Raw genomic sequence first — 25,191 nt, forward strand, 5'->3', positions numbered from 1 at the left:
GAACCGCCGGCCGGCACCGCTAATCCGCGAGGTCGGTCGGCGAGACGATCGCTCGGGCCAGGCGCACGAGGTTCGACTGCAGGCGGGGCTGGCCCCGGAGCATCCGCGTCTGCGACAGGTCGGTCAGCACGTCGATCGCCGCGTGGGCCAGGGCCCGGACAGTGGCGCCGTCTCTGGCCGGACTCTGGTCCGAGATGGCCTTCGTCCACTCGGCGATGTACTCACGCTCGCCGGCGAGGAATTGATCCCGTTGCGCCTGCGGCAGATAGATGAGGTCCGTCGCCTGGATGCGCATCATCCGTCCGTGCAGCCCCAGGGACTGCCGGACATAGGTGCCGATGAGCTGTTCGAGGACCTCGTCGGGGGACGTGGCGAACTGGATCGCCTCGGCAGTCAGGTACAGGAGACCTTCTGTGCCGCGGAACAGGATTGCCTGAAGGATCTGACCCTTACCCTCGAAGTGCTGGTAGAGAGTGGCGACCGAGCTGTTGGCCTGGCGCGCGATGTCATCGATCCGCACGCTGTAGAACCCGTGCTGGTCGAAGAGGTCTGCCGCGGCGTCGATGATCCGCTCGCGTCGTCCTGCGGGCGCCCGCCGGACGCTCGCCGGAGGGCTCGGTGGTGTCGTCTCGTCCTGCTCGTCGTAGTCGAGGTCGACGATGCTGTGCGCGATGGCCGTCAGCACCTCGATCGCCTGCTCGTCGGTGAGCTTGCCCCGGATGTCCCGCGTGCTGCTGAACAACGACAGGAGCGCCACTGCGATGAACCCAGCGCCCTGCTCGCCGAGCTCGGGGCGCCGGTTGAGCACGACCTGGCGCATTCCTGCCAACACGCGGCTGAACGCGCGGCGGAATGTCGTGCGGTCCTCCTGCTCCAGGTGCCGGTTCTCCCGCCGCCAGAGCATCGCTTCGTCACGTTCGACGGTCAGCTGCGCGAGTTCGCGGATCAACCTGTCGAGCTGGTCGGCGGGCGGCTCGGCGACGGCGAGCGCGACGAGTTCCTCGACGATCGTGACCTGACCCACGAGGGCTTGGACGAGGATGTCGTACTTGCCCTTGTAGTGGCGGTAGACGGCAGGGCCCGTGAGTCCCACGGCTGAGCCGATGTCGTCGATACTGACGTTCTGGTAGCCGGCCTGCTCGAAGAGGCGCACGCAGGCGTCGAGGATCTGGCGCGAGCGCGCTTGGCCACGCGGTATCTGACGCGGCGCGGATGTGCTCTTCATGCGCTTCTCCACCGCTTCACGAGCCCAGTGTAGAGGTGCCCACGGGTGTCAGCGTGGTCGACGGGCCTGCTCCGGGCGTGGCGGGACCAGGCCTGTCCCGCGCACCCAGTGCCCCAGCCCCGGCTGGCCGCAGCCCCCCTCGAGCTTACGAAGTTAATCTTCACTACAACGTTCTCCCGCGACACCTGACGCGGTGCGGATGTGCTCTTCACAGGCTTCTCGATCGCTTCATGAGCTCAGTGTAGAGGTGCTTCCGCGTGGCAAGACCGACAACAGGCCAGTTCTGGGCGTGTCGGTGCGGACTTGGAGCGCGGGTGGCGGCGTCGCGGACTCAGTCGCCAACGGCCGTCGTCGATCGGCTGAAGTTAACCATCACCGGTCATTCCACCAGATGTCCATCGGGTGTCTTGCGCCCGAAATCGAGTTCGAGTGAGTCGAAATTCTCCTCTATAGATGTCCATGACGGCTGTTTGATGTCGACTATTTCGCTTTGATTAGGCAACAAATGGGACGTCGCACACCTTGGTGGGACCATATGTGAGGGATGGTTATGTCGAAGATTTCGATTTGGGGGTTTCTAGTTAGTCATGATTCTGTTAGCGTCGTCACATATTCAGCGGGTGCGTCCCAGGGTCTGGCGCCTTCACTCGTGTCATCCAGAAGGAGAATGAAGTGCTTCGAACACGGCGCAGTCCTCGCGCAACCATCGCAGTCCTCGGCAGTGCGTTGCTGGTCAGTACGGTGCTCGCCAGCTGCGGGTCCGACAACGCCGGTGACGGCGAGAGCGGTCCGATCAAGATCATGACCGTCGGTCCGTTCACCTCCGGTGCGACTGCGGCTTTCGACGAGCTGCGTGCAGCCGCGGAGGCCGGGACCGCGGAGGTCAACGCGGCCGGAGGGGTAGACGGCCGCGACATCGAGCTCGTCACCTGCGACGACCAACTCAATCCCGACGTCGCGCAATCGTGTTTTCAGAAGGCCGCTGCGGACAAGGGCGTCGTCGCGGTAGTCGGCGGCTACAACGTCTTCCCCGAGGTGATCGCGCCCTACCTCCAGCAGTCCGGGCTGGTCGTTGTGGGTGGAACGGGATCCGGTGAGGCCGCGATGGCCAACCCGAACATGTTCCCGCAGAACCCCGGCACCCCGAACCAGTACTACGGAGCTGCGGCCGACGCCCTGCGTAAAGGCGCGAAGAAGATCCTGCTCCTGGCCGTCGACCTCCCGGGCACGATCGGTCTCGGTCAGGCGCTCGAAGAGGCGGTCAGCGAGGGCGGCGGGGAGTACCTCGATCCGGTGCTGATCTCCGCTGCCGAGGCGAACACCGCTGCCGCGGCCGACAAGGTCGTCGCAGCCAAGCCCGACGCCGTGATCCTGGCACTCTCGCCGCTGCAGACGACGTCGTCCATTGAGCAGATGCGCCAGAAGGGGTTCGGCGCGCCGATCTACGTGCAGACCTCGCTCTCGGATCAAGCGAGCCTGGACGCTATGGGCGGATTCGACAAGCTGGTCGGCTTCCAAGGCATGCCGCCGTTCACCGACAACTCGGTCTCGGGCATCAAACAGTTCAACGACGCCATGGACGAGCACGAGCCGGATTCTCCGCGCAACGAACTCGCGGTCTCGACGTGGTACGGCGTACACGCGTTCGCCCAGATCGCCGAAAGCATCGACGGCCCGATCACCCGCAAGTCAGTCTCGGACGCGGTGCGCTCGACGTCCACGCTCGACACCTTCGGACTCACCCCCGATGTGCCCGGCTGGTATACGGCCGAGGCGCCGTACCCGGCCCACTCCGCAGTGCACAACAACCACATCGTCATCACTTCGCTCGCTGGTGGCGAGTTGACCTGGGACAAAGTCTTCTACCCCGCGCTCGGCGGTGGCGAAGCGACCCCTGCCCAGTAGGTAGCCACCTTCTCGCAGAAAGGAGGCGGGGAAATCCCGTGAGGGATTTCCCCGTACGCGATGACCGGAGTAATACTCATCGGGCTGGTCGCCGGGGGCGTCTACGCCCTCAGCGCGCTGAGCCTCGTCAGCATCTACCGGGGCTCGGGTGTCCTGAACCTCGCCATGGGTGCGTTCGCGGCCTGGGGCGGTTACCTATTCGCTCACCTCAGGGACGACCGCGGCGTTCCCACCTTCCTGGCCATCCTTCTCACACTCGTACTCGAGGCGGTAGCAGGCGCGGTCGTCTACCTGCTGTTCATCCGGCCGATTCGCCGGGCCCCCGACATGCAAAAGCTGATCATGACGCTCGGCGTCATGACCGTGCTGACGGGCCTGTTGGGGCTGGCCTTCGGCCACCAGATCCGGTCCGTCGGCCCGATCATCGGCACAGGCACCGTCTCGCTGCTGGGCTCCAACATCGCAGTGTCGAACCTGCTGATGCTCGGCGTGACCCTCGTCCTCGCCGGCGCGCTCGGGTTGTGGTCGGCGTGGGGCCGTCTGCCCCTGGCCACCCGCGCTCTCAGCGAGAACGAGGCGGGCGTCCAGGCGCTCGGGTACTCGCCGCACCTACTGGGCGCTATGAACTGGGCTCTCGGCGGCGTGCTTGCGGGTATGTCCGGCATCCTCCTCGCCCCGGTGCTGGGACTCGCTCCGGCCAGCCTGAGCATGCTCCTCGTCCCGGCGCTCGCCGCGGCCGTGATCGGCCGGTTCGAGAGCTACGGATGGGCTGTCGCGGGCGGACTGTTCCTCGGGGTTGTCCAGGCACTGATCACGCGGTACGGACCGGGCGGCGGACTCGACAGTATCGTCCCACTGGTAATGGTGCTGGTCGCGCTCCTGGTGCGGCGCAATGAAGGTTCCAACCGCCCGGTCGCCACGGAGACGCTGCGCCTGTCGCGGCCGATGTGGCCGGTCGACGTCGTCCTTCTGGTTGTGGTCGGACTCTTTGTCGCCTCGGGTGACATCGTGTGGGCCAATGCCGCGATCGTGTCGATGACACTCGGCATCGTCGCCCTCTCCCTCGTTCTGATCACCGGCTGGGCGAACCAGATCAGCCTCGCGCAGCTGATGATTGCCGGATTGGCCGGGCTCGTGTCCGTGCACGTCTTCCTCGCGCTCTCCGTGCCGTTCATCGTCCTGCCCTTGGTGGGTGCGGTGGTGGGTGGAGTGGTAGGCATCGTGATCGGCATCCCCGCGTTGCGTCTGTCCGGCCTCAACCTGGCTGTGGTGACGATCGTCGCCAGCGTGGCGGTCGAGCGAGTGGTCTTCGCCAGCTCGGCGACGTGGCTGAGCGGTGGCAACTCGGGTCTCTTCATCCCCAGCATCTCGGTCTTCGGCCAGGACATCACGCCCCTGCTGAACCCGCAGAACTACGGCTGGGTGGTCCTGGCGTGGCTCGCTGCGGTCGTGGGTCTGCTCCACCTGATACGGCGATCGCGCTTCGGTTCTGCCATGCTCGCCGTGCGGAGCAATGCCCGGATCGCGGCGGCGTCGGGTATCAACGTCACGCGGACGAAGATCCTGACCTTCGCGCTGTCGGCGGCGATCGCGGGCGTCGGCGGCGTGCTCATGGCGTTCTCCAGCTCGGTGTTCACGATGACGGCCGGCTTCGGCTATCTGGATTCGATCAACCTGCTGGCGGTGCTGATCCTCGCCGGTGCCACTTCACTGCGCGGTGGCCTGGTCGCCGGTGTCGCGGGGCTCGCGGGGATCGCGTACGTCGCGGTCAGCGACTTCGGTTGGGTCAGTAGCAACTACGGGCTGATCTCAGGCGTGGCGCTGGTTCTCACCATCCTCTTGCATCCGCACGGCTTCACCTATGCGCGCCCGCGCCGGGTCGGCGGCGCCGAGCTGCCCGATGCGGCGTCGGAGACGCGCTCGCCGAGTGGCCTGGAGTTGGTGGATGTGCGTGTCGAGTTTGGTGGGGTCACGGCAGTCTCGGACGTCCGGCTCTCGTTCGAACAGGGGACCGTGACGGGTCTGGTTGGCCCGAACGGTGCTGGCAAGACCACGCTTCTCGACGCCGTGTGCGGCTTCGTCCCGGCGTCCGGAAGCGCGCGGGTCGGGGGCCAGGAGCTCATCGGCGCCAGCCCCCACCGGCGTGCGCACGCAGGCGTCGCGCGGGTGTTCCAGGGAGTCGAGCTGATCGACGAGCTGAGCGTCGCGCAGAACGTCTCGCTTCCCCGAGCAGCGGGGCTGGGTGGCTCCGGCACTCCCTCCTGTGCTGCCGCTTGGGCGGACCGGGCGGGCCTCACCTCCGGGCTCGACGCTCCTCCCACCACCCTGGGGCTTGGATCGCGCAAGCACGTCGGCGTCGTCAGGGCGCTGATGGCCGATCCGGCTGTCGTTCTGCTCGACGAGCCGGGCGCGGGCATGGGTCCGAACGAGCGTGCGGCCCTTGTCGACTGCATCCGCGATCTGTCCCGAGGCCAGGGTCGTACGGTCGTGCTCGTGGACCACGACATGGCGCTGATCCGCAACGTGTGCGACGTCGTGCACGTGCTGGTCGGTGGTCGTGTGATCGCATCCGGTCCGCCGAACGAGGTGCTGGCAAACGAACGGGTCCGAGCGGCCTACCTGGGTACGGACGGCGACCACTCGTCGCCGCGTGAGGAAGAGGAGGTGCCCCGATGACCGCGGAGCTCGAGACGGATCATCCGGCGGCTGCCATCGCTGAGGCCGTTGCACTCAAGGGGGTGTCCGTCGCGTACGGAGCGGCGACCGTGCTCTCGGAGATCGACCTGGTAGTACCGAAGTCCCAGTTCCTCGCAGTGCTGGGGGCCAACGGCGCCGGTAAGACCACGTTGCTCTCGGTGCTGGCTGGACTGGTGCGGCCGAGTGCCGGCGCGGTCCGGCTGGGTGGCGAGGCCGCGCCGCGGGAGGCGCACCGGCGTTATCGACGGGGTCTGGCCTTCATTGGTGACGACCGCCAGATCTTCCCGAAACTCACAGTGGAGCAGTCGATGCGGCTGGTCGATTGCCGGGAGGAGCCGCGCGAGCTCTTCCCTGAGCTCGAGCTGCTCTGGCAGCGCCGGGTGGGCCTGCTGTCCGGAGGGGAGCAGCAGATGGTCGCGCTTGCGCGTGCCCTGGCGGCCCACACCTCGATCGTCGTGGTGGACGAGCTGTCGCAGGGCCTTGCGCCGATCATTCGAGATCGGCTGCTCGGCCAGCTCCGAACGGCGGCGTCCGGTGGCACGACGGTGATCGTGGTCGAGCAGGCCGTCGACGCGGTCCTGACCGTGGCCGATGAGGGCGTGGTGCTGCGACAAGGGCGCATCATCGATCATCGGCCGGCGGCCGACCTGCTGAACGACCGCGACCGAGTGGTGGCGTCGTTCCTCGAGTGAGATCCACCCACAGAAACCAACTGCATGTCCTGAAGAAGTAGAGCTGAGAAAGGAACACAACAATGGAGCCTCTGGTTACCACGACCCGCTCGAGGTCGGTCATAGTCGAAGCGCCGGTCAAGGTGGTCTTCGACTTCGTCACTGCCGTAAACAATTGGACTAGGTGCCATCCCGGAAACACGGGGATCACCGGTCCGGGGGAGAAACACGTCCCGCTGGGCGTGAGTTTCATCGAGCACGCTCGTCTCGGTGACAGCGGCCCGGACCTCGATCTCGAGTGGATCGTGATCGTCGACGAGACGAACAAGCACTGGGCGGTCGAGCTCGGCGAATCTCCGTGGGACATGGAGACGATCGAGATCCACTACGAGTTCGAGCCCCACGAGCGTGGCACGCGCTTCAGCCGGACTACCAAGTTCGTCGGTGACGCCAACGCGCGGTTCCAGACCAACAACGACCTCGCCGGTAACGCCGTGGACAACGCCGATGACCAGTACCTGGACAACGTTGCCGAGGCGATCGCCTCGGACCTCGCCAAGGTGTAGCAACGACTTGTCGCCGGTGCCGCCCGGCTCGGGAGGCGGCACCGGTGGCTTGCGAACATCTCAACACCGCCTGACGTCCTCTGAGGGGTCACGGCAAGGGGCAGCAGTGTCTTCCGGCTACATCAGCAGGAGGCGATGAACTCGCACTATCACGCCACACCCGGCCAGCTGCATCCCCGTTGGCGGGAACCGCGGCCCGATCGACGCGAAGACTCAGATTGCGCAGACGTTCTGGAATCTCACCCTCACCATGACGACCGAAAAGAGTCAGGCGCTCGCCCCCGCGCAAAGAGCATCGGTTCCGATACCCACAGCCCGCCGTCCGTGACTGCTGCCTCATCCATGTCGGCGCCACCAGTCCGACCATCGATGGAGCACAACCGCATGCGATGAACGGGATGGGCTGACCGTCTCAACATCGGTGACCTCCTCCTGAAGGGCCGGCTGACGCTGCAAACCCTGGAGTCATGGCGACTTTCCCGTCTCTCGGCTGCGCGCGCTGCTCTCGCGGATTGGTCAGGACGCTAAGGCTTGTGGTGGGCAGCAGACTCGTGCGAACGGCGCGGTTCACGCAATCTCCCCAGGGACGAGGCCGCTGGAAGGTGCAGCGTCATGCGGCGTGCTGGTCACCACCCTGGAGGGCACAGTGATCGTGCCGCCGCGGTGTGATGCACCGGAAGGCTGAGCAGGTTGTCGCCCGAATCTTCCACCTTCGTCGTCGCCAACTCGGCGAGGTAGGTCCTCACCACCCCGGTCGCTTCGGCGTCCGAGGTGGTGTCGAGGACCTTGCGGGTCTCCTCCTGGAATCAGGCTCGGGGCAGGAGGGTGGAAGGGTCAGAAATACTGGGCTCCACCGTCGACGCTGATGTGCTCGGAGGTGATGAAGTTGGCGTCGTCGGAGGCCAAAAATAGTACGGTGCTGGAGATCTCGTCGGCCTCCGCGGAGAATCTGGGCAGAAACGGTGTGCCCATGTTCATCAATGTCGGGTTAGTGCCGGCCGCCCGCTCCAACGCGCCGATCATGTCGCCGGAGCCCATAGGGGTGTTTACGTTGCCGGGGTGCACGCTGTTGACTCGGATGTTGTGCTTGCCGAGCTCAGCGGCGAAGGCCCTGGCCATACCGGTGACGGCGTGTTTACTGGCGGTGTATCCGACCATGAACGGCTGGACCTTCTTGCCGGCGTATGAGCTGATCAGGATCACCGAGCCGCCGCCACGGGTGACCAGGTGCGGTGCACCGGCGATGACGGTGTTCCAGACTCCGGTGACGTTGGTGTCCATGTGCGCGGCGAAGACCTCTGGTGGGGTCTCATCCCAGGTGGAGGGGATGCAGACACCTGCGTTGGCGACGACGACGTCCAGCCCGTCGAACTCGGCAACACCAGCATCTACGACCTCCTTGAGCCGGGTTGCGTCGCGCACGTCGCCCTGCTCGGCGACAATCCGACCACCAACCCCCTCGACCAGTCGCACGGTCTCCTTGAGATCGGCCGGGGTGGCCGAATCGTACGGCACGCTGGGGATCGGACCGGCCAGATCGATACCGATGATCGCGGCACCCTCACTAGTAGTACTTTGTTAGCTCGGCGTGTCGGCTCGAGTTTTCGTGGTTTTCTCGAGAGCATGCGGGCATGGATACAGCCGCTCTCGCCCGGGTCGGGGAACAGTTGGATACGTTTGTCGGTGAGGTGTTCTCGTCGCTGGCACGGAAGGATCAGCGGGCGAAGGCCGGGCTGTATGCGCGCGGGTTGATGCTCGACGGGCGTCGGAAGTCGATGCAGCCGATGGCGGAGCGGTTGCAGGTCGACCATCAACAGTTGCAGCAGTTCGTGACGACCTCGCCGTGGGACGTGGTTCCGGTACGGAAAACCCTCTCCCGCAAAGCGTGCGGTCTGATCGCCCCGGATGCGTGGGTCGTCGACGACACCGGGTTCGTCAAGGACGGCGACCGCTCGCCGGGTGTGGCCCGTCAGTACTCGGGCACCCTCGGCAAGGTCGGCAACTGCCAGATCGCGGTCAGCGTGCACGCCGCCACCGATGACGCGTCGGCCCCGTTGGACTGGCGACTGTTCCTGCCGCAGAGCTGGGACGATCGGTCCACCACCGATCCCGATGCGGTCGCGGCGATCACCGCCCGCAGGCGCCGGTCCGCGATCCCCGACGCGGAGCATCACCGCACAAAGTGGGAAATGGCGATCGAGATGATCGACGAGCTGATCGAGTGGGGCCGGATCCCGCCGGTCGTGGTCGCGGACGCCGGCTACGGCGACACCACCGCCTTCCGGGAATCGCTGACCGAGCGGGGCATCGACTACGTCGTCGCCGTCAAGGGGTCCACCAGCGCCTTTCCCGGCGACGCAGTCCCCGAGACACCTCCCTACAGCGGGCGCGGACGGCAACCGGCCCCGCGCTACCCGGGACCGGCCGCCAGCTGCAAGGACCTGGTCCTGGCCGCCGGACGGAAGGCCCTGCGGACGGTGACCTGGCGCCGCGGCAGCAAGGCCGACCTGACCAATCCGACCGCGGCGATGCGCTCGCGGTTCGCCGCGCTGCGCATCCGCCCGGCGAACCGCGACATTCCCCGCGCCGACGACGGCACCCTGCCCGAGCCTCTGGTTGCTCGCCGAGTGGCCCGCCGGCGCCGACGAGCCGACCGACTACTGGCTCTCCACCCTGCCCGCCGAGACCCCACTGAAAGAACTCGTGCGCCTGGCGAAACTCCGCTGGCGCGTCGAGCACGATTACCGGGAGCTGAAAACCGGTCTCGGGCTGGATCATTTCGAGGGTCGTTCCTGGCTGGGCTGGCATCACCACGCCACCCTGGTCACCGCCGCTCACCTATTCCTCACCACCCTCCGGCTCACCGACCCAAAAGCAGCTGGGCAGGACTGAGCCTCTACGCCGTTCTCCGCGAACTCCAACGCGCACTTGCCCGTTGGATCGGTACCTGCCCACTCTGTGACCACACCTTCCCCACCTAACAAAGTACTACTAGCCAGGCGCACCGCATGCGCGCGACCCTGGCCACGGGCAACCCCTGTGATGAAGGCGACCTTCCCCTGCATTCGTCCTGCTGCTGACATGACAACTCCTCTGACGGGCGACTGGCTATTTGGACAAGTCCTGCGGGAACCATCGGCGTTTGCCGATACCATCCGCATGTGACCGTCCTCACGGTAGCATGACCAGAATAATGATTTACAAATATGCAGATTGAAGGCAGTTTCTTGTCTAAATTTGGTATATTTCTGGTTCACTTTGCACGGATCGTCGAACCCTGCTGGCGTCGTCTTCGGCCGTTAGGCGACTCGTCGGAGCGGTGACACGGGGTGTCGTGGTCGGTGGCTGTACGTTCCTCGTGCTCTGCGTACGCGTGCATCGGTTGCCTCGTGATCGTTCAGTGGCAGCCCTGCGGTGCACCACCACGGCGGCAAGCCAGTCGCGCGCTCCCCCTTTGTTCCGAGAACTGCGACTGTTCGGAGAACTGCGACAATCCCAGCGATCGGAAGCGCAGTCGACACAGTTCGCCACCTGAGATCGGCCACCTGAGATCTCGACTGGTCGATGTCGTCGTTCCGCTGGCACATACGCGGTTGGGGCTGCTTCTTCACTTCTTCACGGCGCGCAAACGTCCGGCGCAATCCAGGTAACCGTGGAGATCTCGTATCGATTCGAGCATGAAGCCCGCGATCCAGAGAACACTGGCCGATCCGGGGCACGTGGTGCACCTGTCCCGGTCGATCGGCAAGTTCACCTCGATGGTGGATGTGGTGATCGAGCCGTACGTGTGGACGTACTGGAACAAGGACTTCGGTTGGAACAACCGGGTCGGCGAGATGGGGATCCTCGGCTCACCGACGGCCGGAACGTATCTCCCCGACGAGGACCTGCCGGCCGCGCGGGAATTGGGTCGCCGGTTGGCGTGGTCCGCGAAACACCTCGGCGTGCTCCCGGGGCCGACACCGGCACGCACCGGCGCGGCGATCATCGACAAGATCAAGCGGGAACGCACCCGGTCGGGCAAGGGCCTGGTGGTGGCGACCGCGGGCCCGGTCCCCCCGCTGGACGGCGCCCCGCGCGGGGACCTCGAACCCGCGGTGGGGTGGACCCGGGTCCCCGACGCGCAGGACCTCGATGGGACGAGCCGGTTGGTCTCCATCGACCAACGCGCCGCCTACCTGGCCTCGGCCGGGATGCTCGAGTTCGGGTACGGGCAACCCACTCGGCATCGTCAACTTGAGTGATAGTCGTAGCGGTGCAGGAGGTTTGGGATTTTCTCAGCCCGGAAATTATTGGCTGGGTGCGTTGTTCAGGCCGCGGTGGCGGCCGCGGTGATTTCGCGCCACACCGCGAAGCGGTCAGTCATCTCGCGACGCCAGTCGGATGCCGACAACATGTGCCGCCGCAGCTGGAAGTGCCCCGTGATGCCGGAGAACGCGGACAGGAACCGTTGCGCCTGTCCGGGTGAGGCGAACCGCTTCATCCGGCGCTCCCGTTGCCGAGTCGGCTGATGCGAGTTCTCGGCCCGATTGTTCAGATACTTCGACCGGCGATGTTCGACCGAGGCCAGCATCTCGCGGTGCGCCACCTGGTAGCTGGCCAGCTTGTCTGTCACGAGCACCCGCGGCACGTACCGCAGACCCTTGAGCAGCTTACGGAAGAACTGCTTGGCAGCCTTGGCGTTTCGGCGCGACTGGACGAGGATGCCGAGCACCACACCGTCCTGGTCGACCGCACGCCACAAGTACATCCGCTCGCCGTTGATCGGGATGCACACTTCATCGAGGTGCCACTTGTCGCCAGGGCGCGGCCGGCGGCGGCTCAGCTGGTTGGCATAGGACTGGCCGAACTTCGCGCACCACTGCGGGCCGAGATGCTCGAAACGGCCGGATCGTCTCGTGCGAGACCATGACGCCGCGTTCGAACATCAGTTCCCGCACGTCACGCAGACTCAACGCGAAGCGGTGATACAGCCACACGGCGTGGCTGATGATCTCCTTCGGGTAGCGGAAGCCCTTGTACGACGAATCTGCGCTGGTCACGGTCGCCCATCCTCCCAGCGGTCACCCGCAGAGCCAGGTTGACGATGCCGCTCGAAGAGTGTCTAATCTTCATCGACAGCGTCCCATGGGGTGGTGTACTTCGGATCGGTGAACCATCTGGTTCGTGATCAACGAGTCATTTTGTAGGTTATGCGGTTTCGAGTTCGGGTGTCAACGATTGCGGCGTCGTGTCGTCTGTCGAGGCGCGTTGTTTGGCGGCGATGATGACTTTGAGCTCGTCCATGCTGACGTCTGAGACGTAGCGGCGGGTGACCTGCCACTCGTCGTGCGCTTCGATCACCACCGCCGTCGCCAACCGGAGGAACGCTGCCGGGTTCGGGAAGATCTCGACGACATCGGCGCGGCGTTTGATCTCCTTGTTCAATCGTTCGATCGGGTTGTTCGACCAGATCTTCTGCCAGTGCGCTTTCGGGAACGCCCGGAACGCGAGCACGTCGTGCTTGGCGTCGCGCATCATCGACGCGACTTTCGGAAAGGACTTCGCCAACGTGTCCGCGACCTGATCCCATTGCGCGGCCACAGCCTCGGGATCGGTGTGAGCGAAGATCGTCTTGATCGCCGCCATCACCGGCGGCACCTGCTTCGACGTCACCGCAGACCCGACGTTGCGCATGAAATGCACCCGGCACCGCTGCCACGACGCTCCGGTGAACTGCTGCACCACAGCAGCTTTCAACCCGGAATGCGCATCGGAGATCACCAGATGCACCCCCGACAACCCCCGTGCCTTCAACCCGACGAGGAACTCGCGCCAGAAATCGAACGACTCACTGTCGCCCACCGCGGTCCCCAACACTTCCCGGGTCCCGTCGATCGACACACCGGTCGCCACGACGAGGGCATGAGAGACCACATGAGCGCCGATCCGCACCTTGCAGTAGGTCGCGTCGAGGAAGATGTACGGAAAGGTCGTATGCGTCAATGTGCGGTCCCGGAACCGGGCGATCTCGGTGTCCAGTCCGGCGCAGATCCGTGAGACCTGCGACTTGGAGATTCCCGATTCGACTCCGAGTGCGGTGACGAGATCGTCGACGTTGCGGGTCGAGACGCCGTGGACGTAGGCCTCCATGATCACCGCGTACAACGCCTGATCGATCCGCCGGCGGCGTTCGAGCAGGCTGGGGAAGAACGAGCCGGACCGCAGTTTCGGGATCTGCACTTCGACGTCTCCGCTGGTGGTGGCGACGGTCTTGGATCGGGTGCCGTTGCGATAGTTGGTGCGCTCAGCGGTGCGCTCGTAGCGGCCGGCACCGAGGGCTTCGGTGGCTTCGGCGTCGATCAATGCTTGCAGTCCGGTTCGGATCAGTTCGGCGAACACGCTCGCCGGGTCGGCGCCCCTGAGTGCATCGAGCTGGGTGATCAGGGCAGAATGGTCGTGGGTCATCGCGTGGTCCTTTGGTCGAGTCACTTTGGTCGGTAACTCGTTCATCACTACGCGATGGCCCACCCACACACTCGGAGCGACACGCCCGAGCTGCGGCTACGCTTTCCCACCGAATTCACACCACGCCGTGGGACTTACCCTCTTCATCCCCACCCGGGCCGTCCGTGACGTCGTGGAGGCGGCGTGTCGACTTGGAATGGTCGTGAACGCCTCCGTTGTCTCGGGATCCTTGTGGAATGGTGGGGACCCACAGCACGGAGGCGGGGGAAGACACATCGTCCTCAGGCTCAATTGATGAGGATGTGTCCGCCCTGGTTCCGGTCGTGCTGCAGGTCCCCACCGCGTCGACCGCCCTTCCGGTAGGACATCCGGTGGCAGGCGGTTGACGAGTTTCTGGGGTCCTACATCGTCTGGTTGGCGAGGGGGGCAACCAGTGGCAGGTCGAGCACGGTCAGCGGGCTGCGTCGAGCGCGGCACCAACTGCGTTGAGGAGCTCGTTCCAGGAGGCGATGAACTTGGCGACGCCTTCGCGTTCGAGCGCGTTGGTGACGTCGTCGTACGCCACGCCGGCCGCGGTGACGGCCTCGAGGGTCGCCCTCGCCTGCTGGGCCTGGAACTGCGCCACCGTCAACACGCCCGCGTCGAAGACCGCATCCGTGAGGCCAAGGCCACCGGGCTACGCAACCTCCCCTTCAACGCCGCCAAGGAGAACGCCGCTTGGCCCGAAATCATCCTCGCGGCAACAGATCTAGCGGCATGGGCGAAACTGATCGGGTTCACCGACGACCCCGACCTGGCACGCTGCGAGATCGACACCTTCCGCTACCGAATTCTGCACGTCGCGGCCCGCATCACCCGCCAAACCTGGCTACGAATCGACGCCACAGTTGCCGCGAGCTCAATAACGTGATGCCCCACTCCTTGATGGATCCGACCGTCGTGCCACGATCAATGGTGGAGGAGTTGTGCGTCGGCTGCGGCGGAGTCGTTCGGCGCGACCGTCGTTCGGTTGGAGCGGCTTCCCGTCTCGGGTAGTGTGAAGTAGACCGCCAGGCAGAGAGCGACGACGAATATCATATAGAGTGCGACGAACATCGGATGGCCAGCGCTCACGAATGCTGCCGCGATCAGGGGCGCGGTTCCTCCGAAGACGGCGATGACAATCTGGTGGGCGAATCCGATGCCCGACACTCGGACCGATGCCGGAAACAATTCCGCCTGAATGGTCGGATAAACCGACTGCCATATCCCGAGCACGATCCATCCCGACGCAGACACGATCACATACACACCGAACCCGGGCTGGTTAAGCAGCAGGAGCAGGGGATAGAACAGGACGATCATGCCGATCGCACCGACAATCGGGAAGATTTTGCGGCGTCCTAGACGGTCTGACAATGAACCGCAGACTGGCACCACAATAACGAGCAAGAGAAGTCCGATGACACTGCCGGCCAGTGTCGAGGAAAGATCCCTGCCACTGGTGAGGTTCGCATAGGTCGGGAGGAACGTCGCCCAGGTGTAGTAGGCGACGGCTGGAGCCGAGAGTGCAGCAGCCTGGAGCAGCGCTTTGGGATGGTTACGGAGCAGTTCCCGCAGGCCCGCAGGCGCGGACTTCTGTTTGGCGAGGACGCTTGCTTCATATTCGGGGGATTCATCTGCCCGGGCCCGCATGAGCAAACCGACCACTCCCAAAATGCCTCCGACGAGGAACGGTATCCGCCAACCCCAGGTCGCCAAAGCGTCTGGACTGAAGCTTGATGTGACGATGGCGGCGGCACCGGTCGCGGCGAGTGTGGCCAAACCGCTGGCCATGTTGGTGAACGATCCGAAAAGCCCTCGACGATTGGCGGGAGCATGTTCGACCATGTAAGCGATCGCGCTCTGCTGCTCGCTGCCGGCCGATATACCCTGCAGAATCCGGGCAATGACGAACAGGACGGGCGCTCCGTACCCGATGACCGCGAACGGGGGCGTAAATGCGATGATGAGTGCGCCCAAGGCCATTCCAGAAATCGCGAGAGTAAGAATGCGGCGCCGACCATACCTATCGGCAAGCGGCGAGATGATGATTCCGCTGAGCGGGCGTACGACGAAGCCGATGGCATAGGTGAGCAAGGCCGCGACCAGCGATGCGAAGGCGGAGTGGCTGGGGAAGATCTGACTTGAAAAGACGGCTGCGAGGAGCCCGTACACGTACCAGTCGTACCATTCGACGAAGTGACCGACCGTCCCGGCAAGCAGATTGACCGGTCGTCGCCGTTCCGGCGTCGATGTAGTAACTGGATGGTTGGGTGGATTAGGCTGATCCGAGGTTGTCATTGGGTTTCCTTTGAGGGTGGGACTTGCCGCGCTGTTGAAGGCGCGGCAAGTCGAGACACCGATGTGCGACGCCTGTACTTCCGGCTGCGATTGATGTCGAAAGAGTCGGGACGGAATGTCGTGCCTCCCGCATTGCGTGGGTGACGACGGTGGAGACTCGACCACTCAGGCCGAGATTTCCTCGTTCGTGGACAAGTAGTCGAAGGCCGGCCACGTTGCTGCGATGTCGGTGGCGGCGGCGATCAGGGGTGCCGAGAGCTCGGCCAGCCTTGCTCTGGTCATCCGAACAGAGGGCCCGGCGATGCTGAGCGTGCCTGTCGCTGCGGTGGTCTTGCCGGCTCCGTAAATGGGCGCGGCGACTGCGTTGATGCCGAGGTCCATTTCCTCGAAAGTCGTTGCGTAGCCGCGGTGACGTGCTTCGTCGAGGTCGGCGTTCAATCTGTCGGCGTCGAGGGCAGTCCTGGGCGTGTGGTGGCTCGGGTTCTGTTTGCTCAGAATGGCCTGGACGTGCTCGGGTTCGAGCGTTGACAGCCACGCCTTCCCGGAGGCTGTGGCGTACGGGACAGCGCTTCGCCCCATGACGGGATCGAGTCGCAGAGAGGAGTTGCAACCTTGCGCCTTGGCTATCCACTGCAGCGAGTCAGTGGTCGCGACGGCCAGCCGGACCAGTTCTTCGCATTCCGATGCGAGGGCGTCGAGCGTCCGCTGCGCCCACGTGTCGATGCCGGACGACGAGAGCTGCCGGAGACCGAGGGCCCCAAGTCGGTGCGTGGCGACGTAGGTGGACGTCCGCTTGTCTTGTGCGACGTAGCCGACCTCGACGAGCGCACCGAGCAACCTGTGGGCGATTGCTTTGTTCACTCCCAGTCCGGCTGAAACTTGTGTCACGCCAAGTCCTTCCGATTCTGACGACAGCATCTCGAGCACTCGTATCGTGTTCGAAACATCCGCGGCCAAGGCCATGGGCTCGTCTCCTCGTGAGGGTCGCATGTGAACTGCGTAACAGTAACGCTGTTACAAACAGTCTCACGGACGACCCATGTCGTCAACCCCTCTGCTTCTTTCCCGCCACCAACAGGCGGGTTGGGCAGCGATCCCCACGAGCTCACGCTGGCTGGTCACCTCGGGGTTCCTCAGGTGTCGTGATGTGCCCCTCCGCGGTGACGAGCTTCTCGACCGCGACTAGTACTACAGTCGCGTTTAGGGCAGGTGTCCTCGGGCTCGGTAGTGGCATTGTCGGGCCCGGTGTTGATGGCGGCGGCGCCAGTGGGAGCGTGCGAGGACGTGGCGGGGGTCGGGTAGATACGTCCAGATCAGAAGGCAGAGCAGCCGTCGGATCTCCGGGACGCTCAGTGCGATCAACTCGCTGTCGTCGCCGGGTTCTCGGGCCCCCTTTTTGACCGAGTGACGGTGAGGAAGGTATGCGCGAGCATCGAGAGGGTGATGTGCCGGTACCAGCCCGCGTACTGCCGAACCTGGTAGTGGTCGAGGCCCGTCTGGCCCTTCGCGGTCTGGAAGGTTTCCTCTATCGCCCAACGTGTTCCGGCGACGGTGACCAATTCGGTTAAGGTAGTGCGCGCCGGGCAGTGGCACAGGTAGTACGCCAGATCCTCCGGATCGGTGCGACTGCGACGGGCCAGGGGCCAGTACACCGCCGTCGGCCAGTTCACCCCGCGCACCGGTGTGCGCGCCCAGTCGTAGAGTCGCTCACCTTTCGCGCCGTCACCGGCCGAGCGGGTCCGCCACGCCTGGGCAGGCACCGCCGCGATCGCCTCGTCGACCCGGAGCTCGGCGCCGTCGACGGTGATGACGCGTTGGTTCACCGAAGTAGCCAGCACGTAGGACAATCCGAGTTCCTCGCAACGGGCACGGAGCCGGTGCACCTGCCCATATACGGCATCTCCGGTGACCCATCGTGCCGGCACGCCCGCGGCGACGGCGCGGTCGAGCATCGCGATCGCCAGCTCGGGTTTGGTCGCGAACTCGCGCTCGGCGGGGATCCCGGCCTGCACGCACCGGTCACGGTCGTCGGTCCAGGCTTTGGGCAGGTACAACTCTCGGTCGATCAGCGTTCGACCCGCCGCAGTGGCATAGGTCAAGAACACCCCGATCTGGCAATTCTCGACCCGGCCCGCGGTCCCCGAGTACTGCCGGGCCACCCCGGCCGAGCGGGTGCCCTTCTTCAAGAACCCGGTCTCATCGACCTATGCCGACGTCGGCATAGGTCGACCTATGCCGAGTCGGTAACTATGCCGAGGTGCGGCTGGGGTGATGTGAACTACCGTCCCGTGGTGGCTTCTGGCTGATGTGCGAGGTCTGTGGGTCGGCATTATTGCAGGCCTTCCAGGAATGCCAGCAGGGCGTCGTTGGGGCGGTAGCGCCCAGGGGGCGTGGCTGTTGGGGCGGTGAGTTCTAGCGCCCGCTGTTTGATGGTCATGTCGGCGTGGAGATATACGTTCGTCGAGCGGATATCGTTGTGGCCCAGCCAGAGCGCGATGACCGCAGTATCCACGCCGGCGTGGAGTAGCGACATGGCGCAGCTGTGGCGCAGAACGTGGGGGTGCAGCTTGTCCGCGCGGATCGATGGGCATTGTTGGGCGGCGGTGACGGCGTGTTCGTGGACGAGGCGTTGAACGGCGTCGGCGCTCAGGCGCCGTCCCGTGCGGGTAGGAAATAGCGGCTGGTCGGGTTGGCCGGCGCGCTCGGCCATCCACACGCGAACAACGGATTGGGTAGCGGTGGTCAACGGAACGGCCCGGTGCTTGCGGCCTTTGCCGACGCATCGGACATTCGCGCCGGCACCGAGAGTGATATCTGCGCAGACCAGGGCGGTCAGCTCGGAGAGACGAAGACCAGTCTGGAGTGCCACCAGCAGCAGCGCGCGATCGCGGCGACCTTCCCATCGGGTCCGGTCGGGTGCGGCGACCAAGGCGTCGATCTCTGCAGCGGTGAGGAACGATACGAGCTGCTTGTCGAACCGCTTGGCGGGGATGGCAAGGACTCGCTGGATCAGCTCGGCGTGCTCAGGGTGTCGCAGTGCCGCGTAGGTGAACAGCGATCGGATCGCGGTCAGTCGCAGGTTGCGCGTTCTCGGGCTGTTGTTACGGTCGGTTTCGAGGTGGTCGAGAAACGCGCCGATCGTCTCGGCGTCGAGGTCGTCCCAACACAGGTCGCTGGGCTTCGTGCCGGATGTCTCTTGCACGAACACGAACAGCAGCTTGAGCGAATCCCGATAGGAGGCGATCGTGCGCGGGCTGACCCGGCGTTGTTTGGCCAGGCGGTCGGTGAAGAAGCTCTGCAGGGTGGGGGCGATTGGACTCATCGGCCCATCACCTCCCGCGACAGCTCGAGCCGAGCGGCGGCCAATGCGAGTAGTTCAGGCTGTGCGGAGAAATACCAGTAGGTCGACCGCGGATCTCGATGCCCCAGGTAGGTCGACAGGGTCTGCAATTGGGCTTCGACGTCCACGCCCGCTCGATACCACTCGAGTAGGGTGCGCACCGCGAATGTGTGGCGTAGGTCGTGAATTCGTGGTGGATGTTCGGCTCCGGTGCCGATTCCGGCATCGTCGCAGAGCCGCCGGAAGGTCTGCTGGACGTGCTGGTAGATCATTCTGGTGCCTGCCATCGAGACGAAGAAGCTCTGGGCGGTGGTCTGCGGGCAGATCCAATCGCGGGTCCGGGTGTATCGGTCGAGTGCGGTGAGGGTGGACGCGTGCACGGGAACCAGTCTGGTTTTTCCGAACTTCGACTGGCGGATCGTCAATACCGCATCGGCCCAGTCGATATCGCCGCGATCGAGCCGGATCGCTTCCCCTACCCGCATTCCGGTTGCCACCAGCAGCCCGATCAACGTTTCGTGGGTGGCCGCGGGCAGCGGCCAGTGCAAACGCCGCGCCCCGGCCATCAAAGTGTCGATGTCGGTCGGGCTGTAAATGTACGGCGGCCGCCACCGTCGCCGATTCGGGAGGAGCCCCGGTGGCGGCACCTCGGTGCGGGTGTCGATTCCGGCCATGTAGCGGGCGAAGCTGCGGGCGACGGTCATCCGCCTTGGCCCGACAGTGGTGTTTGGGTCGACGTCGGGCCCCTGCGCCCAGGCGAGGGCCGCTGCGACGGTGACCGTGGGGGTGCCAGTGGCATCGAGGTAGGCGACGAACCGGGGCAGCTGGCGGTGGTATGCGGCCAGGTCGTGGCCCAGTGGGTGTGGTCACCTGAGTAGGCCCCAGTACGGCCACTGATCGTCAGGCGGATTCCAGTGAACGTCGCAACACCCGACGCTAATCGGAGGTTGCGATGCACGACTCGACACAGCGTGACGGAGGACACCCCGGCGTTGCTCTGACGGAGAAGCGGGAACAGTTCGCTCGGCTGATCCGGCAAGGGGTTGGTAACTCCGAGGCGTGCCGCCGCGTCGGAATCAACCGCCGGACCGGGACACGATGGCGGTTCGGGCGCACAATCACCAATACGGCCGGCGAGCCGGTGCACTATCCGCCAGTGACTTCTGACGTTCGCACGCGGCCTCGCTCGCCCCGCTACCTGTCCCTGGACGAGCGGATCATGATCGCAGATCTCCGCCGGGCCGGCTGCGGTGTCCGCGCGATCGCATCCGAGCTGAACCGATCACCGTCGACGATCAGCCGGGAGCTACGCAACAACGCCACCGACAATGAGTACCGTCCGCACGCTGCCCAGCGGCTGGCCGTGCACCGGATCGGGCGCCCTCGCGCCCGCCTCGATACCGACGCCGTCCTGGGCGCGCACGTCGCACAGTTGCTCAGCGACCTGAAGTTCAGCCCGGAACAAGTCGCGCACCAGCTCCGCGTCGATTTCCCCGGCCAACGAAACCGGCATCTGTGCCCGGAGAGTATCTACCAGGCGATTTATGACCAACGGTGCGGCCTGACACGGCCCGCGAAACGATCCTTGCGGACCGGCCGATACCGGCGTCGCCGCCGCCTGTCGGGCTTGGAACGTCGCGGCCGGTTGACGAATATGACGATGATCGACCAACGACCCGACGAGGCAGCCGACCGCAGCGTGCCCGGGCATTGGGAAGGTGATTGCATCATGGGAGCGGGGAACAAGACGGCGATCGGCACGCTGGTCGAACGACGAAGCCGGTACTGCATGCTGATTCACCTTCCCGGCCGAAACCGTGCCCAGGAACTTCGTGACGGCATCGCGGCGGCGATGGCAGCACTGCCGCCGCAGCTTCGGAAGACCCTGACCTGGGATCAGGGCAAGGAGATGGCATTGCACCAGCAGATCTCCGCCGAGACCGGCCTGGACGTGTTCTTCTGTGACGCCCACTCGCCGTGGCAGCGCGGCAGCAATGAGAACCTCAACGGGCTTCTGCGTCAATACTTTCCCAAGAGCAGCGACCTCGGCATCTATACGCCGGAGCGTCTGGTCGAGGTTGCCTCCCAGTTGAATAGTCGACCCCGCAAGACCCTGGAGTGGGCAACTCCGGCTTCGCTCCTCACTGAGATACCGTCAAACCACGACAGGCCCAACTGTTGCGACGTTCGCTAGATTCTGCCTGCCGATCACTGGGGCCAGATCACTTGACGAAACTCAGCCCAGACTGTTACGCAGCCGTAGGTAGTCTTCGGCAGCGTCGGCGAGGGCGCTCATCGCGCACCTCCGGGCCAAGGTGCGGCGATCGTCCGCAAGGTGTCGAAGTCGACCTTCGCGTAGATGGCCGTCGTGGCAAGGTCGCGATGCCGCAACACCTGGCTCACCTCGACGAGTGTGGCTCCCCGCCGCAACATCTCCGTTGCCAGCGAATGCCGTAGCCGGTGCGCGCCCACACGGGGTAGGCCGGCGCGATCACAGGCTCGATGGGTGACGTCGCTGACCAGGCCCGGTGTGATGGCACGCCTCGGCGCCTTGCATGTCACGAAGATCTGGTGGAGCCTCACCTCCGGACGCGCCTGCGCCAAGTACGCGGCCAACGCCTCGCCGACGTCTCGTGGCAAAGGCATGCCGTCCTCGCGAGATACCTTTCCCCTCAGTATGATTTGCCCGGTTCGCCAGTTGATGTCGCTCAGCTCCAGTCGCGCCACTTCCACCGACCGCAGGCCCAGTCGGGCGACCAGCGTGAGTATTGCGAAGTCTCGGATGCCCGTGGGGTCGGTCCGGTCGCAGGTGTCGAGTAGCCGCTGCACATCCGCAGCAGCGATTGCCTTGGGAACGCCCGTGTCGTGCCAGCCGGCGACCGGCGGCAAGGCCGTGGCAAGCGGCTGTGGCGTCAGGCCGGCCAGATACAGAAACTTCAGCAGCGACCGCAGCTCCGCCACACGCCCCTTGGTCGAGCCGACGCTGAGGCGGCCGCTTTCCCGCAACAGGAACGCCACAACGTCTGCCCCGGTGAGACTTCCGACCCAGCCACTGTCCTCGGTCACCCGCTGCGACAAGAACGAGCGCGCCAACTTCGCGTAACGCACAACCGTCGCATCCGCCAATCTCCGATCGGCGACGAGCCAACTACGATAGTGCTCCACCAGCTCCTCGACCGGTGTGGCCGTCGCGGCGGCCCCGACCAGCACACCCACGTGTTCCAGATAATTCAGTAGGGGATCCAACCCACGCGGCCCCGGCGCGCAATGCATTCCGGCGTCGCGGCACGCACTGCGGAACTGTGCCACCACGACCCGGTCGAGGCCATCTGGAGCGAGGTCTCGCACATCCATCCACCTGCCGAGATCGCCCGCGATGGCCAGCATGTTCACAACCGAGCCCCGCGTGTATCCCAGCCCCAACAGCCACGTCCGATAGCCCTCGATAAAGGGCCCCATCCGGCCAGGCTTCCTTCTCGTGCTCGTGCGGGTCATGACCCGCCTCCATTCCCGGAGCGCCGTGCTCCGACAAAAGAAGCGTCAACCCGCCGACGAGACTATGCCGACCCGTTCGAGCGTTCATCATCCAGACCGCCACTCCCGGCACGGCGGATCACATCACCCCAGCCGCACCTCGGCATAGTTACCGACTCGGCATAGGTCGAGAATCAACACACCGGACCGATCCGCGAGGTGCCCGACCGCGTAATCGCGGACATCGTCGCGGACCGCGTCGGGATCCCAATCCGCCGTCGAGAGCAGTCGCTGCATCCCGTCCGGCAACCGATCACCCGCGCGCTCGGACAGGGTCCACGAATTCTTCCGCTCCTCACCCGAAAGCAACCCCTGCACATATTCCACCGCATGCTTGCGGGGCTCGGACCTGGCGAAACGATGCCCGATCAAGGCATCGATCTCCGCCAGCCCCTCCGCCCACACCCGCACCTCAGCCACGCACACATCATCGCCCACACACGGACCATGCATCCTGCGACTCTCGGAACCTGCGCCGACACACCGACAAGATCAAAATAAACGCGACTGTAGTACTAACGCAGATGGCATCCATGCGCCCGTCTCGCTCATCGAGGGACTGTCGGGATAACGGTTGAACTGGATCTGGCCGACACGCCGAGTTCTCTTGGCGAGAAGGCAAGACGATGACCGAAACACTTGATCACATGGATCAGTCGAAGATTGACCACCAGAAGCTGGCCCAACAACTGTTGGCCCAGGCCAAAGCCGAGGGCGTCGAGCTGGTCGGACCGAACGGACTACTCAACCAGCTCACCGCGAACGTCCTCGAAACCGCACTCGAAGCCGAAATGGACGAGCACCTCGGCTACGAGAAACACCACGTCACGGGACGAAACAGAGAAAACTCCCGGAACGGGAGGCGGACGAAGACCGTGCTCACCGAAATCGGACCGGTACAGATCCAGGTGCCACGAGACACCGATGCCTCGTTCGATCCGCAGATCGTCAAGAAACGGCAGCGACGCCTGACCGGGGTCGACGAAATCATTTTGTCCCTCTCGGCGAAAGGCCTGACCACAGGCGAAATCGCAGCACACTTCGACGACGTCTACGGCGCCTCGGTGTCGAGGGAGACGATCGGCAAGATCACCGACAAGGTCCTCACGGAGATGGCCGAATGGTCCGTCCGTCCCCTCGACCCGGTGTATCCGGTGCTGTTCATCGATGCCATCCACGTCAAGATCCGCGACGGTCAGGTCGCCAACCGGCCCGTCTATGTCGCCATCGGCGTCACCACCGCCGGGGAACGCGAGATCCTCGGGCTGTGGGCAGGTGACGGCGGGGAGGGATATGGAACGCGCACAGGTTCGTTTCCGGAGTTTTGTGCTGCTGCCTGAGGGTTTCCCACTGATTGGCGTGTCGTTGATCTTCGAGGTGGAAGCCCGCGAGTTAAGGTGTTACCGCGAAATGCTAGGTGCGAGGAAGGCGTGCGGTGGGCGACGAGCGATTGCGGGTGATCTCGGGCGACGTCGCACCGATCGTGGCGATGCGAGATCCGCAGCGGTTCCAGGCCGAATGCGTGGAGGCGTTCGTCGCGTCGTGGACCGCGCGTGGATTCGCGGCATCGACGATCGCCAACGACATCGGTGTCCTGGAGCGGATGCTCGCGGGGCTGGGTCGGCCGGTGTGGGAGGTGACCGCCGCCGACGTCGACCGGGTGGTGGGCGAGCTGGCCAACTCGGGTCGAGCGGTATCGACGCGGCGTAACTACCTGCAGGTGTTCAAGGGGTTTCACCGGTTCCTCGAGGTCCGCAAGACCGCGGAGATCGAGGCAGCATTCGGGGTGCGGCTGGCCTGTCCGCTGGACGAGTTCAACGCCACCCGCCACGTCAGCGACGACTCGCCGGCTGCGGAGGCACCGCCGACACCGGAGCGGGTGGCGGCGTTCTTCGAGGTCCTCAAGCAACGGATCGCGACCGCCCGCAAGTACGGCCCGGCCGCGCGGGACTACGCGTTGTTCCGCACGCTGTACCACGCCGGCCTACGATCCGAGGAGGTCGTGATGCTCGACCGCGGCGACGTCCACTTCGGGCGAGGCACGTTCGGCAAACTGCATGTGCGCTTCGGAAAGGGCGCCAAAGGATCCGGGCCGCGGCCGCGCTGGGTGCCGATGTTGGACGGGCTGGATCTGGTGTTGCGCTGGTATCTCGATGACGTGCGCGGCCGGTTCCCGGACAGCGCGGCGCTGCTGTGCGACGAGTCCGGCGGACGGATGGCCGCGGCCACGATCCGCAACCGGTTGCGGCACCTGATGAGCGTGGAGGGTCGGCCCGAAGCGGAGTGGTTCAGCCCGCACGGGATGCGGCGCGCGTGCGCGACCCACAACTACGAGCGCGGCGTGGATCTGGTTGCTATACAACAACTTCTAGGCCACTGGACGGTCGCGTCGACCATGCGGTATGTGCGCCAACCCTCGGGAATTGCATCAGATGGGTGCGTTTCCACAGGTCACCTGCTGACCGCCCGACGGTAACAGTTTCG

Annotated in this window: 13 protein-coding genes and 9 pseudogenes; 10 read left to right on the forward strand and 12 right to left on the reverse strand. The window is 65.0% G+C overall.

Features of this window, described 5'->3' with window-relative positions; genetic code table 11:
- Positions 1 to 19: 19 nt before the first annotated feature.
- A complete protein-coding gene (locus tag I1A62_RS04350) occupies positions 20 to 1,225 on the reverse strand; it encodes a TetR/AcrR family transcriptional regulator (RefSeq protein ID WP_219454373.1) in 1,206 nt (401 codons plus the stop codon).
- A gap of 672 nt (positions 1,226 to 1,897) precedes the next feature.
- Between I1A62_RS04350 and I1A62_RS04355 the strand changes: the two genes are divergently transcribed.
- From I1A62_RS04355 to I1A62_RS04370, 4 genes are all read left to right on the forward strand, one after another.
- A complete protein-coding gene (locus I1A62_RS04355) occupies positions 1,898 to 3,130 on the forward strand; it encodes an ABC transporter substrate-binding protein (protein WP_219454375.1) in 1,233 nt (410 codons plus the stop codon).
- Between the two features lie 60 nt (positions 3,131 to 3,190).
- Positions 3,191 to 5,806 carry an ATP-binding cassette domain-containing protein gene (locus I1A62_RS04360; protein WP_219454377.1) on the forward strand — a complete coding sequence of 872 codons (2,616 nt, stop codon included), beginning with the start codon at positions 3,191 to 3,193 and terminating at the stop codon, positions 5,804 to 5,806.
- Positions 5,803 to 6,519: an ABC transporter ATP-binding protein gene (locus tag I1A62_RS04365; RefSeq protein WP_219454379.1), complete on the forward strand. Its 717-nt coding sequence runs from the start codon at positions 5,803 to 5,805 to the stop codon at positions 6,517 to 6,519. Before I1A62_RS04360 ends, I1A62_RS04365 begins: the two co-directional genes overlap by 4 nt.
- Positions 6,520 to 6,581: 62 nt before the next feature.
- Positions 6,582 to 7,064, forward strand: coding sequence for an SRPBCC family protein (locus I1A62_RS04370; RefSeq protein ID WP_219454381.1), 483 nt, complete (start codon positions 6,582 to 6,584; stop codon positions 7,062 to 7,064).
- 834 nt (positions 7,065 to 7,898) lie between these two features.
- Here the strand turns inward: I1A62_RS04370 and I1A62_RS04375 are convergent.
- Positions 7,899 to 8,627 (reverse strand): annotated as a pseudogene (locus tag I1A62_RS04375) (SDR family oxidoreductase); the annotation flags it as partial.
- Positions 8,628 to 8,695: 68 nt separating this feature from the next.
- On the opposite strand from I1A62_RS04375, the pseudogene I1A62_RS04380 reads away from it, so the two are divergent.
- Positions 8,696 to 10,026 (forward strand): annotated as a pseudogene (locus tag I1A62_RS04380) (IS701 family transposase).
- Positions 10,027 to 10,057: 31 nt separating this feature from the next.
- On the opposite strand, the pseudogene I1A62_RS04385 reads toward I1A62_RS04380, so the two are convergent.
- Positions 10,058 to 10,147 (reverse strand): annotated as a pseudogene (locus tag I1A62_RS04385) (SDR family mycofactocin-dependent oxidoreductase); the annotation flags it as partial.
- Between the two features lie 624 nt (positions 10,148 to 10,771).
- Here I1A62_RS04385 and I1A62_RS04390 point away from each other — a divergent pair.
- A pseudogene (locus I1A62_RS04390) lies at positions 10,772 to 11,287 on the forward strand (hypothetical protein); the annotation flags it as partial.
- 86 nt (positions 11,288 to 11,373) lie between these two features.
- On the opposite strand, the pseudogene I1A62_RS04395 reads toward I1A62_RS04390, so the two are convergent.
- Both I1A62_RS04395 and I1A62_RS04400 read right to left on the reverse strand, forming a co-directional pair.
- Positions 11,374 to 12,106: pseudogene (locus tag I1A62_RS04395) on the reverse strand (IS6 family transposase).
- Between the two features lie 148 nt (positions 12,107 to 12,254).
- Complete coding sequence (locus I1A62_RS04400) at positions 12,255 to 13,511, reverse strand: IS256 family transposase (protein ID WP_124395220.1); 1,257 nt, start codon at positions 13,509 to 13,511, stop codon at positions 12,255 to 12,257.
- Positions 13,512 to 14,109: 598 nt separating this feature from the next.
- Between I1A62_RS04400 and I1A62_RS04410 the strand changes: the two are divergent.
- A pseudogene (locus I1A62_RS04410) lies at positions 14,110 to 14,421 on the forward strand (transposase); the annotation flags it as partial.
- Between the two features lie 38 nt (positions 14,422 to 14,459).
- On the opposite strand, the gene I1A62_RS04415 reads toward I1A62_RS04410, so the two are convergent.
- The 5 genes and pseudogenes from I1A62_RS04415 to I1A62_RS04435 form a co-directional block, all read right to left on the reverse strand.
- Positions 14,460 to 15,833, reverse strand: coding sequence for an MFS transporter (locus I1A62_RS04415; RefSeq protein ID WP_219454382.1), 1,374 nt, complete (start codon positions 15,831 to 15,833; stop codon positions 14,460 to 14,462).
- 165 nt (positions 15,834 to 15,998) lie between these two features.
- Positions 15,999 to 16,823, reverse strand: a complete 825-nt coding sequence (locus I1A62_RS04420) for an IclR family transcriptional regulator (protein ID WP_308340741.1) — start codon at positions 16,821 to 16,823, stop codon at positions 15,999 to 16,001.
- A 368-nt stretch (positions 16,824 to 17,191) separates the two neighbouring features.
- Positions 17,192 to 18,037: pseudogene (locus I1A62_RS04425) on the reverse strand (IS701 family transposase); the annotation flags it as partial.
- 125 nt (positions 18,038 to 18,162) lie between these two features.
- Positions 18,163 to 19,155, reverse strand: coding sequence for a tyrosine-type recombinase/integrase (locus I1A62_RS04430; protein ID WP_219454387.1), 993 nt, complete (start codon positions 19,153 to 19,155; stop codon positions 18,163 to 18,165).
- Positions 19,152 to 19,877, reverse strand: coding sequence for a tyrosine-type recombinase/integrase (locus I1A62_RS04435; protein ID WP_257890433.1), 726 nt, complete (start codon positions 19,875 to 19,877; stop codon positions 19,152 to 19,154). The genes I1A62_RS04430 and I1A62_RS04435 overlap by 4 nt, the downstream gene beginning before the upstream one ends.
- Before the next feature lie 248 nt (positions 19,878 to 20,125).
- Between I1A62_RS04435 and I1A62_RS04440 the strand changes: the two genes are divergently transcribed.
- Positions 20,126 to 21,367 carry an IS30 family transposase gene (locus tag I1A62_RS04440; protein ID WP_219454389.1) on the forward strand — a complete coding sequence of 414 codons (1,242 nt, stop codon included), beginning with the start codon at positions 20,126 to 20,128 and terminating at the stop codon, positions 21,365 to 21,367.
- A 98-nt stretch (positions 21,368 to 21,465) separates the two neighbouring features.
- On the opposite strand, the gene I1A62_RS04445 is transcribed toward I1A62_RS04440, so the two are convergent.
- Together I1A62_RS04445 and I1A62_RS04450 are read right to left on the reverse strand one after the other, a co-directional pair.
- Positions 21,466 to 22,668 carry a site-specific integrase gene (locus I1A62_RS04445; RefSeq protein WP_219454391.1) on the reverse strand — a complete coding sequence of 401 codons (1,203 nt, stop codon included), beginning with the start codon at positions 22,666 to 22,668 and terminating at the stop codon, positions 21,466 to 21,468.
- 165 nt (positions 22,669 to 22,833) lie between these two features.
- Positions 22,834 to 23,145, reverse strand: a pseudogene (locus tag I1A62_RS04450) (transposase); the annotation flags it as partial.
- A 188-nt stretch (positions 23,146 to 23,333) separates the two neighbouring features.
- Between I1A62_RS04450 and I1A62_RS04455 the strand changes: the two are divergent.
- A pseudogene (locus I1A62_RS04455) lies at positions 23,334 to 23,999 on the forward strand (transposase); the annotation flags it as partial.
- 143 nt (positions 24,000 to 24,142) lie between these two features.
- Positions 24,143 to 25,183 (forward strand): site-specific integrase, encoded by a 1,041-nt coding sequence (locus I1A62_RS04460; RefSeq protein WP_257890434.1) that lies wholly within the window; start codon positions 24,143 to 24,145, stop codon positions 25,181 to 25,183.
- Positions 25,184 to 25,191 lie beyond the last annotated feature (8 nt).

Source organism: Rhodococcus sp. USK10, from assembly GCF_019378875.1.
GTDB classification, from domain to species: Bacteria; Actinomycetota; Actinomycetes; order Mycobacteriales; family Mycobacteriaceae; genus Rhodococcus_F; species Rhodococcus_F pseudokoreensis.

Coding starts and splice junctions, on each gene's coding strand:
- I1A62_RS04350 (WP_219454373.1), bottom strand. CDS start 1,225: ATGAAGAGCACATCCGCGCCGCGTCAGATACCGCGTGGCCAAGCGCGC.
- I1A62_RS04360 (WP_219454377.1), top strand. CDS start 3,191: ATGACCGGAGTAATACTCATCGGGCTGGTCGCCGGGGGCGTCTACGCC.
- I1A62_RS04365 (WP_219454379.1), top strand. CDS start 5,803: ATGACCGCGGAGCTCGAGACGGATCATCCGGCGGCTGCCATCGCTGAG.
- I1A62_RS04370 (WP_219454381.1), top strand. CDS start 6,582: ATGGAGCCTCTGGTTACCACGACCCGCTCGAGGTCGGTCATAGTCGAA.
- I1A62_RS04400 (WP_124395220.1), bottom strand. CDS start 13,511: ATGACCCACGACCATTCTGCCCTGATCACCCAGCTCGATGCACTCAGG.
- I1A62_RS04415 (WP_219454382.1), bottom strand. CDS start 15,833: ATGACAACCTCGGATCAGCCTAATCCACCCAACCATCCAGTTACTACA.
- I1A62_RS04420 (WP_308340741.1), bottom strand. CDS start 16,823: ATGCGACCCTCACGAGGAGACGAGCCCATGGCCTTGGCCGCGGATGTT.
- I1A62_RS04430 (WP_219454387.1), bottom strand. CDS start 19,155: ATGAGTCCAATCGCCCCCACCCTGCAGAGCTTCTTCACCGACCGCCTG.
- I1A62_RS04435 (WP_257890433.1), bottom strand. CDS start 19,877: ATGACCGTCGCCCGCAGCTTCGCCCGCTACATGGCCGGAATCGACACC.
- I1A62_RS04440 (WP_219454389.1), top strand. CDS start 20,126: ATGCACGACTCGACACAGCGTGACGGAGGACACCCCGGCGTTGCTCTG.
- I1A62_RS04445 (WP_219454391.1), bottom strand. CDS start 22,668: ATGACCCGCACGAGCACGAGAAGGAAGCCTGGCCGGATGGGGCCCTTT.